Consider the following 12,126-nt stretch of genomic DNA (forward strand, 5'->3'; position numbering starts at 1 on the left):
CTCGATTGGCCGCCCTTCCGCTATAAGCGCGCCGCGTTATGCGGCTCGCGACCTTGCTCAGTCCGGACCTGAAGCAGCTCCTCAGGGATGACCCGGACCAAGTGCGCGAATTGCTCGACGAGATCCACGCCGAGGACCTCGCCGACATCGTCTCCGAGCTGGAACCGGACGAGGCCGCGCAGCTTCTGGCCCGCCTCCCCGCCGACGAGGCCGCCCCTATCTTCGAGCGCCTCGACGAGACGGAGCAGGAGGAGCTCGCGGAGCTGATGGCGCCCGAGTCGGTCGCGCACATCGCCAGCGAGATGGAGCCCGACGACCGGGCCGACTTGTTCAGCGTCCTGCCCGACGCCATCGGCGACAAGATCCTCGAGACCCTCCAGCGGGTCGACCCGGAGGCCGCCGAGGCCGTCCGCGAAATCGAGAAGTGGCCCGACACGAGCGCCGGCCACTTGATGACGACGAACTACCTGTCCGTCGCGCCGACCATCCGGGTCGAAGAGGCCATCGAGGCCGTGCGGGCGTACTCGGTCGAAAACGAGAACAGCCCCATCTACAACGTGTACGCGCTCACGGCCGACGAGCATGTGGTCGGCATCGCCTCGCTGCGCGATCTCATCGTGAACCCGGGCCACGAGCCGCTGGAGAACGTGCTCCGCACGAACATCATCAGCGTGCCGCCGGACATGGACCAAGAGGAGGTCGCGCGCCGCATGGCGAAGTACGACCTCAACGTGATGCCGGTCATCGCCGTCGATGGAAAGCTTCTCGGCATCATCACCATCGACGACGTCGTCGACGTTCTCACCCAGGAGCAGACGGAGGACGTCCAAAAGCTCGGCGGCATCGAGCCGCTCGACGTGCCGTACTTCCAGACGCGCTTCGGCGAGTTCATTCGCAAGCGCGGCGGCTGGTTGGTCATCCTCTTCGTCGGCGAGTTCTTCACGCAGACGGCGCTGCGCTACTACGACCCCATTTTCCAGGTGTTGCAGGGCGCGAGCTACTACATCCCCCTGCTCATCTCCGCCGGCGGCAATTCCGGCTCGCAGTCGTCGACCTTGATCATCCGCGGCCTCGCCGTCGGCGAGGTGCGCGGGCGCGACTGGTGGCGCGTCCTCGTCCGCGAACTCCTCATGGGCCTCGTGCTCGGGGCCATTCTCGGCGTCATCGGCTTCGCCCGCGTATTGATGTACCGCGACCAATCCCTGCCCTTCGCGTTCACCATCGCCTTGACCTTGGTCGGCATCGTCGTCGCAGGCTGCACCATCGGCTCCATGCTGCCCTTGATCCTGAAGAAGATCGGCCTCGACCCCGCCACCAGCTCCACGCCCTTCATCGCGAGCCTCGTCGACGTCGCCGGCATCGTCGTCTTCGTCCACGTCGCCCGCATCGTCATGGCCGGCGTCCTCGCCGCAGGCGTTCCTCACGGCGCCCCCGTGCCATAGTCGGACCCGCAGAAGAGGGAAACCGCCAGGACGCCAGGGTCGCCAGGGGGGGCCAACGGAAACGGCCCTGGCCCCTGGTTTTTTTGGGGGGATGGCGCTCTGATTTTTGCTTCTAAACAAAAAATCCAGGGACCAGCTTCGTTTCAGTCTGGCGACCCTGGCGTCCTGGCGGTTTCCTTCTTCTTCGGTTTTACACATGCCCCGCAGGTAAGGCGTTTCGGGCGGCGTTGGGCGTGGGAGATGGTTTCGCCGCAGGGGCAGGCCCAGCCGATGATGCGTGCGGGGACGCCAGCCACGATGGCGTGGGCGGGGACGTCGCGGGTGACGACGGCGCCGGCGGCGATGAGGGCGTGGTCGCCGATGCGCACGGGCGCGACCAAGGTCGAGTTTGCGCCAAGGGTGGCGCCGCGGCCGACGTGGGTCTCGTCCCAGGTTTCGCCGGGGCCAGGTGCACGGGAGAAGGCTGCGCGCGGGTGCCGCACGTTGGTGAACGTGGCGGCGGGGCCCACGAAGACGTCTTCCTCCAGGGTCACGCCGGCCCATACGCTCGTGTGGCTCTGGATGCGGCATCCCGCACCGATGCGTGCGCCTTTGGCCACGAAGCAAAAGGCCCCGATGACGGCGTCTTTCCCGATGACCGCGCCCGCTTGTACGACCGCGGTGGGGTACGCTTTGGCGGGCTCACCGGAGCGGCGGCGCGGCCTGGACGCGAGGGAGCTCCTTTTCCGTGTGGCCATCGACCGTTCCGCATATAAGCACGGGCGATGTTGTCTGCCGTCAAGAGCGGAATGAGCCTGGCGATCCTCGCGTCCATCGCGTTGGTCGCGTGCGCCATGGCCGGCTGCAAGAAACGGCAGAACGGCCCCGCCTACCAAGTCGAGGACATCGCCGTGGGCTCGGCGCACGCCTGCGCCCTCATGCGCGACGGCTCCATGCGCTGCTGGGGCAAGAACGACCGCGGCCAACTCGCCGACGGCACCCACGACGACCGCCTCCGCCCCGTGCACGTCGAATCGCCGGGCCACATCGCGCAAGTCGTCGCCGGCGCGGAAACCACGTGCGTCCTGCTCGACGACGGCGCAAGGGTCCGCTGCTGGGGAGGGCGCGAAGGCCTCGCCGGTGCGGCCGAGCACCTGCGCGACGTCACCCAGCTCGCCCTCGGCCCCAGCTTTGCGTGCGCTCTGCACAAATCCGGCGATGTCGAGTGCTGGCATTCGGAGCACGGTGGCCCCAAGCCCGCACGCCAGGAGAACCTCCCGCCCATCTTCGCCATCGCGGCAGGGCGCGGTCATCTTTGCGCCATCGTTCGCGAGGACGGCTCCGTACGCTGCTGGGGGAAAAATGAATCGGGGCAGCTCGGCGACGGCACCACCACCGAGCGCACCGAGCCCACCCCCGTGCCCAACCTCCGGGGTGTGATTCACATCGCCGCCGGCGATGCCCACACCTGCGCCACCCTCATCGACCGCACCGTCTCCTGTTGGGGCAAGAACGACCACGGCCAAGTGGGCGACGGCACCCTGGTCGATCGCCACGAGCCCACCCGCGTTGCCGGCCTCGAATCCGTGCGCGCCACCGCCCTGGGCGACGCCCACACCTGCGCGCGCCTCTACGATGGCTCGGTGCGCTGCTGGGGAAGCAACGAATACGGACAGCAGAACAACGGCTCGCACGAACAACGCAACGCGCCGGGCCTGATTTCCGGCTTGTTCGACGTCCAGCAGATCGGACTCGGTGGGGGCACGGTGTGCGTGCGCCTCGCGGGTGCAGGAGCCCTGGTGGGCCCTGCGAAGCCTGCGGTGCGGTGTTGGGGAAAGAACGATTCCGGCCAGGCTGGCGACGGCAGCCGCGAAGAAAGGCCGGTCCCGGTTACGGTTCGCTGGTGAGAAATGTCAACTCGTTCAATGGTAAAGTGAGGTAACCCATGGCGATCACCTATCGAAAGGCGGGGGTCGACATCGATGCGGGCGACGAACTCGTCGAACGAATCAAGCCGCTTGCGCGCGCCACCCGCATCGCGGAAGTCCTGGAGGACGTCGGCGGATTTGCGGGCATGTGCCGCCTTCCGTCGGGCCTGGAAGATCCCGTTTTGGTGAGCGGCACCGACGGCGTCGGCACCAAGTTGAAGGTCGCCTTCATGACCGGCGTGCACGACACCATCGGGTTCGACCTGGTCGGCATGTGCGTGAACGACGTCATCACGTGCGGTGCGCGCCCGCTGTTCTTCCTGGACTACTTCGGCACGGGAAAGCTCGACGTCGCGGTGGGGGAGGCCGTCGTGCGCGGCATCGCCAACGCCTGCAAAGAGGTGGGCTGCGCCCTTCTCGGCGGGGAGACGGCCGAGCTGCCCGGCATGTACGCCCACGGCGAGTACGATCTCGCCGGCTTCGCGGTCGGCGTGGTCTCGCGCAAGAACATCATCGACGGCAAACGCGTCGCCGCTGGCGACGTGGCCTTGGGCATCGCCTCCAGCGGCCTGCACTCGAACGGGTACTCGCTCGCGCGGCACGTGCTCCTCGAGACCATGCACCTCGGCCCCGACGACGCCCCCGTCGGTCTGGCCGGAGCCACCGTCGCCCAGGCGCTCCTCCGTCCCACGCGGCTGTACGCACGCCACGTCGCCGCCCTCACGCAGGACGGCACCATCGACGTGCGCGCCATGAGCCACATCACTGGCGGCGGCCTACCGGGCAACCTCCCGCGTGTTCTCCCCGACGGACTTGGCGTCCAGATCGAGGGCACCTGGCCGCGCCCGCCGATCTTTCAGCTCATCGCCGAGGGCGGCCCCGTCGAGGAAAAAGAAATGCGCCGCACCTTCAACCTGGGCATCGGCTTCGTGGTCATCGTGCCGCCGGAACATGCGGCCCGCGCGATCGAGGTGCTGCGTGCTCAGGGCGAAGAGCCCTATACGCTCGGCCATGTCGTCCCGGTCGATCCCGAGACGCCCTTCGAAGACCGCGTGGTCTGGCCGGGAGCCTGAACCATGTTGAACCTGGGCGTCCTCATCTCCGGCACCGGTTCGAACCTCAAGGCGGTCCTCGACGCCATTGCCGAGAAGCGGCTCGACGCGCGCGTCAACGTGGTCATCTCCAACGTGGCCACGGCGCCGGGGCTCGAGCATGCGCGCGCCCATGGCGTCCCCACCTTGGTCATCGACCACAAGGCCTTCCCGAATCGGCAGGCCTTCGACGGCGCCCTGGTCGAAAGCCTGCGCGCGCACGAGGTGGAATGGGTCGTCCTCGCGGGCTTCATGCGGGTCATCACCCCGACGCTGCTCGATGCGTTCCCCCTGCGCATCGTGAACATTCACCCGTCCCTGTTGCCGGCGTTTCCCGGTATGCACGCGCAAAAGCAGGCCTTCGACTACGGCGTGCGCATCGCAGGGTGCACCGTGCACCTCGTGGATGCGGGCACCGACACGGGGCCCATCCTGGCGCAGGCCGCCGTCCCCGTTTTGGACACGGACGACGAGCCGGCCTTGCGCGCGCGCATTCTCGCGGAGGAGCACACGCTCCTTCCGCGCGTCCTCCAGTGGATGGCCGAGGGCCGCGTCACCGTGGCTCCAGCCCAGGATGGAGCGCGCGCCCGCGTATCCGTGACGCGAGGTGAAGGATGAATGTAGGGCCGGACTACGTCGCCATTTGGATCGGTCGCATCCTCCTAGCGCTGGTGGTTTCGGCCTTCTGGATTTGGATCCTGCGCAGCCTCGGTCGCATGCTGCGCGGCCTCGTCGAGTTCATCGACCGCCGGCTACGGCGTCGCGGAAAAGGCTTTCACTTCCGATCCATCGAGGTCCTCGGCGTCGACACGATCATCGCCTTTTTCAAGTCGCTGATCGGCATGACGCGGGCCCTGCTTTCGCTCACGGCGACGTACGTCTGGCTCCTCATCGTTGCCTGGGCGCTCGATCCGAACCATCGCGTGTTCGGCGTCGTCGTGCAGCCCCTGGTCACGGTGCTGACGAACGCCTTCGAGGCCGCCCTGGGGTTCATCCCGAACCTGGTGGTGCTCATCATGATCTTCGCGGCGGCCCGCTTTTCCACGCGCTCGCTGGCCGTGGTGACCGACGCCGTGCGCATGCGCAAACTGGAGCTCGAGTGGCTCGAGCCCGAGCTCGCCGTGCCCACGCGCCGCATCGTCACCATCCTCATTTGGATCTGCGCCCTGGTCATGGCCGCGCCGTACCTGCCGGGCAGCGAATCGAAGGCTTTTCTCGGCGTGGCGGTGATGGTCGGCCTTCTCTTGGCGCTCGGCGCGCGCAGTGTGACCTCGAACCTGCTCGCCGGCCTGGTGCTGACGTATTCGCGTGCCTACCGCGCAGGCGATCGCGTGCGCATCGGCGAGACGCAAGGGGAGGTGCTTTCGTTGGGCGCGCTCACCACGCGCATCCGCACCGAGGACAACCGTGAGGTGGTCATCCCCAACGCCGTGGCGCAGTCGGGGCTCATCACGCACATGGTTTCGCGCCCGCGGTCCTTGAGCACCATCAACGCGTTCGAGTTCGTGCGCACGCAAATGCGCCCGCGTCCCTCGGAGGTTCCGCCCTCCGGTACGGCCCCCAAAGCGGGGCCTGGGGCTCCGCCCATCCCCGACGCCGTTTCGGCTGCACCTCCGCACGTTGCCGAGGTGGACGCCGTCCTTTCCCCTTTGGCGCCCAACGCTCCCCCGCCGCCGTCGCTGGCATCGCTTCGTGCGGCGGCCGAGCAGCAAGAGGACGCCCCGTAAGACCATGGCCAAACACTACGACGTGGTCGTCCTCGGGGCGGGGATCGGCGCGCTTTCTGCGGCAGCTCTTCTCGCCCGGCGCTCGTGGCGCGTGCTCGTCCTCGGTCAGGGCTTTCGGCCGGCCTCGTACACGTACGACGGCTTGCCGCTGGCGCGCCGCGCCTTCAACTTTCACGCGGCGCAATCGCCCGCGTGGGGCCGGGTCATCGTCGAGCTCGCACAATCGCAGACCTTCCGCCGCCGCCTCGCCCCACACGATCCCGTTCTCGGTGTGCTGAGCCCCGGGCGCCGCCTGGAGATCCCCACCGACGCCGCCTTCTTCGGTCGCGAGATCGACCGCGAGTTTCCTGGCATTCGCCGCGTCGTCGACGAATTTTACGCCGAGCTCGCGCGCACCTGCTCTCTCGCCGATGCGGCCTTCGAGCGCGATGTCGTCCTCCCGCCGGGCGGCTTCTGGGAGCGCCGCGAGACCGACCGCGCCCTCGCATCGTTGCCGCACCTGCAGGAAACCTCGGGCGGCGATCTCCTGGCCGAGTTCTCCCGCGACCATCCGTACCGCGGCGTCGTGGAAATCGCCGCCCGTTTCGCCTCGGACCTCGCGGATCCCATTCCGCCGTTCGCGCTCGCACGCTTGCACGGCGCGTGGATCCGCCCCGTGCGCCTCGCCCGCGGCGAAGAGGAGCTCAGCGAGTTCCTCGTCGAGCGGGTGCGCGCCCACGGCGGCGACGTCAACCTCGGCGAGCGTGCCTCCTCCATCGCCCACCGCGGTGGCAAAGTGACCGGTGTGCTCGTCGACGGCGACGACGCTCCCACGGGCGCGCCCTTCGTCGTGTCGGACCTTCCCACCGCCGCGTTGCTCGACCTCGCCCCGGGCTTTGCGCCGTCCCGCCGGGCCATGAGCCAGCTCCCCGCGGTGCATCCGCGCACGTGGCGTTTCGTCGTCTCCATCCTGGTGCACGATCGGGGCGTCCCGCAGCCGCTCGCCGCCGAGTCCTTCCTCGTGCCCGACGCACCGGCGTACACGGTGCATCTGCAGCGCACCAAGGGACCGGGCGACACCACGCTCCTCGTCGCCGAGGCCCTCCTCGAGAGCGACTCGCGCGGCAAAGTCGCCGCGGCCCGCGAGCGCGTGCTCGCCACCGTCGAGCAATTCTTGCCCTTCATCGAGCGGCACTACCTGCTCGTCGACTCGCCCCACGATGGCCGCCCGCTCTGGGACTTCCGCGAGGGCGAGCGCAAATCCGTCGACCGCACCCGCGTGCGCACCTCGGGCGGCTCGCTGGAGGCCGAACCGATGCCCGTCCAGTGGGATGCCGACCCGCTGCAGCTTCACGGCCTGGGGGCCGAACCGCTGCGAACCCCGCTTTCGGGCGCCTTCGTCCTGGGGCGGACCACGCTTCCGGCGCTGGGCCAGGAGGGCGAACTGCTCGCCGCGTGGGGGGTGGCACGAATTATTACCCGAACCGACCGCCGCAAAGAGAGAATGCGGCGCGACATGTGGAGCAAAGTGGAGCTCGGGTGACGGACGTGCCGACTTTTCCTCTCTTCGACGGAGACGCAATCTGGGTCCTCGCAGGACTGAGCATTCTCGTCACTGCGCTCATTGCCGCCGGCCGCGCCCTCCAACAGGGTGCCCGGCAGCGCCGCATTCTGCGCGCACGGGAAACCACCATCGCTGAGGCGAGGGAAGGGGAGCTGGTCATCGTGCGCGGCCGGGCGCGCGGCGGGCACTTGGTGCCCACGCCCATCACGAAAAAGGACGCCCTCTGGACGCGCCTCATCGTGCGTGGCGAGGTGGCTCGCCCCGGCTTGCTCCGCGTGCAAACCCTCCATCGCGAAGTCCAATCCGCGAACTTCGTCGTGGAAGCTTCCACGGGACGCTTCGAGGTCGAGGGCACCACCGCCACCGTCGTCGTCGGCCCCGATCGCATCGACCGCAGCTACACCGCCGAGGGCGCGCAGTTCGAGGCGCGCATCCTGCCGCTCTTCCAAAAGCACACCGACTTCGGCGTCCTCGAGGGCGACAAGGCCGTCGTCGCCGTGCGCACCTTCGAAGAGTCGCTCCTGCCGGGCGACGAAGTCGCCGTCATCGGCATCGCCCGCCGCTCGGGCGCCGACGTGCGCATCGCCCCCAGCCGCGACGGCCTCTTCGTCGTCCAAGGCGACATCCAATCCCTCGCCCAATCCGGGGCCATCTGGCGCGAGATCCCCGATGCTTAACCCACAGAAGAAGGAAACCGCCAGGACGCCAGGGTCGCCAGTGGCGCCGACGGAAACGGCCCTGACCTCTGATTTTTTGATTGGGCGACCCCAATCAAAACCCAGGGGCCAGATTCGTTTCAACCTGGCGACCCTGGCGTCCTGGCGGTTCCTTCTTCTGTTGGTCCTCCCAGCGTGCGCCAATACGGGGAAGGTGGAGGCGGGGTCGCTTTCGCAGGCCATCGAGCGCTACCGGGTTGCCGACAACTCGCTCAAAGGATCCATGGCCGAGGCCCTGGATCACACGCCGTGTTCGGTGGTGGACGTCTGCGAAACGAAGCGGGCGTGCCTGGCCGTTAGCGGGCCCACCGCGCGGGCACTGGCCCTGAAACACCAGGTCGAAGTCGGCCTGGCGGAGGTGCGCGCGGGCAAGTTGGAGCACGATTCCCCGGAGGCGCGCGCCCTGCCCGACAAGCTCGACGAGGCCGCCCGCCTCCTCGAGGAAGGGCATGCGGCGCTTCCCACCTGCGACGAAAAGCTCCAGGCCCTCAAGCGAAAGTACGGAATCTAAAGCGGACTTTGGCGGAGGGGACGGACAAATTGCGCGGTCCGTGGTAAGCCCATCCCCCATGTTCGACGCATTGGCCAATGGCTTTCGGCAGGCAAAAAACCGCCTCGCCGGTCTTACGGAGCTCAACGAGCAGAATATCGATACCGCACTTCGCGAGGTGCGCCTGTCCCTCCTGGAGGCGGACGTCGAGCTCGGCGTCGTCAAAGCATTCCTGGCCCGCGTCAAAGAGAAGGCCCTGGGCGAGGTCGTCAAGCTGAAGACCAAGTCCGCCGACGGCGGCACCATGAAGGTCACCGCCGGCGACCAGTTCACCAAGATCTGTCACGACGAACTCGTCGCCTTCATGACCGCCGAAGGCCCCGCGCTCACCTTCGCGGACCCTCATGAAAAGCGCCCCACCGGCATCATGATGGTCGGTCTCCAAGGCTCCGGTAAGACGACCACCACCGCCAAGCTCGCGCGCTACCTGCAGAAGGAAGAAAAGAAAAAGCCGCTCCTCGTCGCCGCCGACATGCAGCGCCCTGCCGCCGTCGAGCAGCTGCAGGTTCTCGGCAAGAGCATTGGCATCCCGGTGTTCAACATCCCGGGCGAGACGCCGCTCAACATCTGCATCAAGGCCCGCGAAGAGGCCCGCGCCAAGGGCCACGACGTCATCATCTACGACACCGCCGGCCGTCTCGCCATCGACGAAAAGCTCATGGACGAGCTGGGGGCCATCAAAGAGTCCATCCAGCCCGAGAACATCCTTCTCGTCGTCGACTCGATGATAGGCCAAGACGCCGTCAAAGTTTCCAAAGGCTTCCACGACAAGCTGGAACTCACCGGCGTCGTCCTCACGAAGCTCGACGGCGACGCCCGCGGCGGCGCCGCGCTCAGCGTCAAAGAGGTCACGGGCGCGCCCGTGCGCTTCATCGGCGTGGGCGAGGGCACGGACAAATTCGAAGAGTTCCGTGCCGAGGGCATGGCCAGCCGCGTGCTCGGCATGGGCGACGTCGTCGGCCTGATGAAGGACTTCCAATCCGTCGTCGACGAGCAAAAGGCCGCCGAAGACGCGATGAAGATGCTCCAAGGCGATTTCAGCTTGGACGACTTCCTGAATCAGATTCGCATGATTCAGAAAATGGGCTCGCTCAAGGACATCGTCGGCAAAATGCCGGGCATGGACGGGATGATCCCGCCCGACGCCAACCTCGACGATCGCGAGCTCGTGAAGATCGAGGCCATCATCCAGAGCTTCACCCCCTTCGAGAAGAAGGACCCGTACGCGCTGGTGCGCGAGCCCGGGCGCGTGAAGCGCGTCGCCAAAGGCTCGGGCAGCACCGAGCAAGCGGTGAGCGAGCTCGTACAGAAGTTCCTCTTCATGCGGCAGATGATGTCGGGCCTCGGCCAGAACATGGGCCTCCTCGGCAACATCCCGGGCATGAAGCAGCTGCAGATGGCCAAAAACCTCAAGAAAATGGCCGCCGGCGGCGGCGGCATGCCGGGCTTCCCGGGTATGCCGGGCATGGGCGGCTTCCCCGGCATGCCGGGCATGGGCGGTTTCCCGGGCATGGGCGGCTTCCCCGGGATGGGGGGCTTTCCGGGCATGGGCGGAGGCGCCCCGCAAGAGAGCCTCACCAAGATGAAGGCTCTCTCGGCCTCCGAGCGCAACGCGAAAAAAGCACAGCGCAAGCGCGAAAAAGACGCCCGCCGCAAGGGCCGCAAGTAAGTAGTTCCGAAACAACGACGAACGGGAGGATCCAGTGCGCGCGAAGTGGATGTTGCTGTCAGTGGTAGCAGGGGCTCTGGCCATGCAGGCCGCGTGTGTCGGCGGTTCGAAGAGCGTCTCCGCGGAGGACAAGGAACGTCTCAAGTCGTACATCCTCGAGGCCGAGCCGGCGAACATCCCGCACAAGGTCGATATCAACTTCGAAAACCGAGTGCACATCATCGGTTACGACATCGAGCCCGCGCAGGCCAAACCCGGCCAGGACGTGAAGCTCACGTACTACTGGCGCTGCGACGACACCGTGGACGATGGGTGGCTGCTCTTCACGCACATCCAAGATCCGGCCACGGACCATCGCGACAACTTGGATAACGACGGCCCCTTGCGGGAGCTCAAGAATGGCAAACAAATCTTGAGCCCCGACAAATGGGAAAAGGGCAAAGTCTACGTCGACGAGCAGACCTTCCGCATCCCGGAGGACACCAAGGCGCCCGAGCTTTCGGTCCTCACCGGCGTATGGAAGGGCAACGCGCGCCTTCGCATCATCAGCGGCCCGAACGACGGCGACAATGCGGCCTTGGTCGGCAAAATCAAAACGGGTGTGACCCCCAAGCCGGAAGAGCACACGCACGGCACGGACCTTCCCTCGATCATCGTCAACAAGCTCGCGGCCGGCGACAAGATCGTCATCGACGGCAAGGGCGACGACAAAGCCTGGGGAGGCGCCGCGGATCTCGGCCCTTTCGTTGATGTGGGAACGGGGAAAAAGAACACCACGTTTCCCGTGAACGGCAGCGCCAAACTCGCGTGGGACGACACGAACCTGTACGTCCTCTTCACGGTGAGCGATCCCGACGTGGTGGGGTATTTCACCGACAAGGAAAAGCAAAAAGACGATTTCACGGCTACCGGGCTGCCCAAGCTTTGGACCCGCGACACCGTGGAAATCATGACCGATCCCGATGGGGACGGGGACAACAAGGATTATTACGAATTGCAGATCAATCCGCAAAATCGGGTTTTTCACTCGCAATTCGATTCGTACAACGCCCCCAAGCAAGAGCCCAATGGCCCCTACGGCCACGAGGATTGGGATCCCAAGTTGAAGAGCGCCGTCACCGTCCAGGGCACCATGGACAAGGCCGACGACAAGGACGAAGGCTACACGGTGGAGATCGCGATCCCGTGGGCGGCCTTCTCCAAGGCGGCGCACCATCCGCCCCAGCTGGGTGACGCGTGGCGTATGAACTTCTACACCATGCAGCAAAACGGCGGCGTGGCCTGGTCGCCCATCCTCGGGCAGGGCAATTTCCACAAGTCTTCGCGCTTCGGTCGTGTCCAGTGGGGGACGGCCAACACCACCGCCGACGCTGGCGCCGCGGCCGCTGCCCCTGGCACGGGCGATGCGGGCGCGGCCGCGAAGAAGAAGCCGGCCGGAACGCCGAGACCGTGAATTTGAAACTTCGCCGCCGTCCCTGCAA

Annotated in this window: 11 protein-coding genes; 10 read left to right on the forward strand and 1 reads right to left on the reverse strand. The window is 66.8% G+C overall.

Translation table 11 applies throughout. The features are described from left to right. The first annotated feature begins 38 nt into the window (after window positions 1-38). Window positions 39-1,442 (forward strand): magnesium transporter, encoded by a 1,404-nt coding sequence (mgtE, locus tag LVJ94_14080; protein ID WXB08361.1) that lies wholly within the window; start codon window positions 39-41, stop codon window positions 1,440-1,442. 143 nt (window positions 1,443-1,585) lie between these two features. On the opposite strand, the gene LVJ94_14085 is transcribed toward mgtE, so the two are convergent. After that, on the reverse strand, window positions 1,586-2,179 hold the full coding sequence (locus tag LVJ94_14085; GenBank protein ID WXB08362.1) for an N-acetyltransferase: 594 nt from the start codon (window positions 2,177-2,179) through the stop codon (window positions 1,586-1,588). Between the two features lie 27 nt (window positions 2,180-2,206). Between LVJ94_14085 and LVJ94_14090 the strand changes: the two genes are divergently transcribed. From LVJ94_14090 to LVJ94_14130, 9 genes are all read left to right on the forward strand, one after another. Then, window positions 2,207-3,328: a hypothetical protein gene (locus LVJ94_14090; protein WXB08363.1), complete on the forward strand. Its 1,122-nt coding sequence runs from the start codon at window positions 2,207-2,209 to the stop codon at window positions 3,326-3,328. 38 nt (window positions 3,329-3,366) lie between these two features. Further along, window positions 3,367-4,422: a phosphoribosylformylglycinamidine cyclo-ligase gene (gene purM / locus LVJ94_14095; GenBank protein WXB08364.1), complete on the forward strand. Its 1,056-nt coding sequence runs from the start codon at window positions 3,367-3,369 to the stop codon at window positions 4,420-4,422. A gap of 3 nt (window positions 4,423-4,425) precedes the next feature. After that, window positions 4,426-5,058: a phosphoribosylglycinamide formyltransferase gene (gene purN, locus LVJ94_14100; protein ID WXB08365.1), complete on the forward strand. Its 633-nt coding sequence runs from the start codon at window positions 4,426-4,428 to the stop codon at window positions 5,056-5,058. Further along, on the forward strand, window positions 5,055-6,167 hold the full coding sequence (locus LVJ94_14105) for a mechanosensitive ion channel family protein (GenBank protein ID WXB08366.1): 1,113 nt from the start codon (window positions 5,055-5,057) through the stop codon (window positions 6,165-6,167). The genes purN and LVJ94_14105 overlap by 4 nt, the downstream gene beginning before the upstream one ends. Window positions 6,168-6,171: 4 nt before the next feature. Then, window positions 6,172-7,689, forward strand: a complete 1,518-nt coding sequence (locus LVJ94_14110; GenBank protein WXB08367.1) for a phytoene dehydrogenase — start codon at window positions 6,172-6,174, stop codon at window positions 7,687-7,689. A gap of 5 nt (window positions 7,690-7,694) precedes the next feature. After that, window positions 7,695-8,387 (forward strand): hypothetical protein, encoded by a 693-nt coding sequence (locus tag LVJ94_14115; protein ID WXB08368.1) that lies wholly within the window; start codon window positions 7,695-7,697, stop codon window positions 8,385-8,387. Window positions 8,388-8,547: 160 nt separating this feature from the next. Beyond that, complete coding sequence (locus tag LVJ94_14120) at window positions 8,548-8,937, forward strand: hypothetical protein (GenBank protein WXB08369.1); 390 nt, start codon at window positions 8,548-8,550, stop codon at window positions 8,935-8,937. 58 nt (window positions 8,938-8,995) lie between these two features. After that, complete coding sequence (gene ffh, locus LVJ94_14125; protein WXB10713.1) at window positions 8,996-10,645, forward strand: signal recognition particle protein; 1,650 nt, start codon at window positions 8,996-8,998, stop codon at window positions 10,643-10,645. An 82-nt stretch (window positions 10,646-10,727) separates the two neighbouring features. Then, window positions 10,728-12,098 (forward strand): carbohydrate-binding family 9-like protein, encoded by a 1,371-nt coding sequence (locus LVJ94_14130; protein WXB08370.1) that lies wholly within the window; start codon window positions 10,728-10,730, stop codon window positions 12,096-12,098. Window positions 12,099-12,126: the final 28 nt, after the last annotated feature.

This window comes from Sorangiineae bacterium MSr11367, from assembly GCA_037157805.1.
Classification (GTDB): domain Bacteria; phylum Myxococcota_A; class Polyangia; order Polyangiales; family Polyangiaceae; genus Pendulispora; species Pendulispora rubella.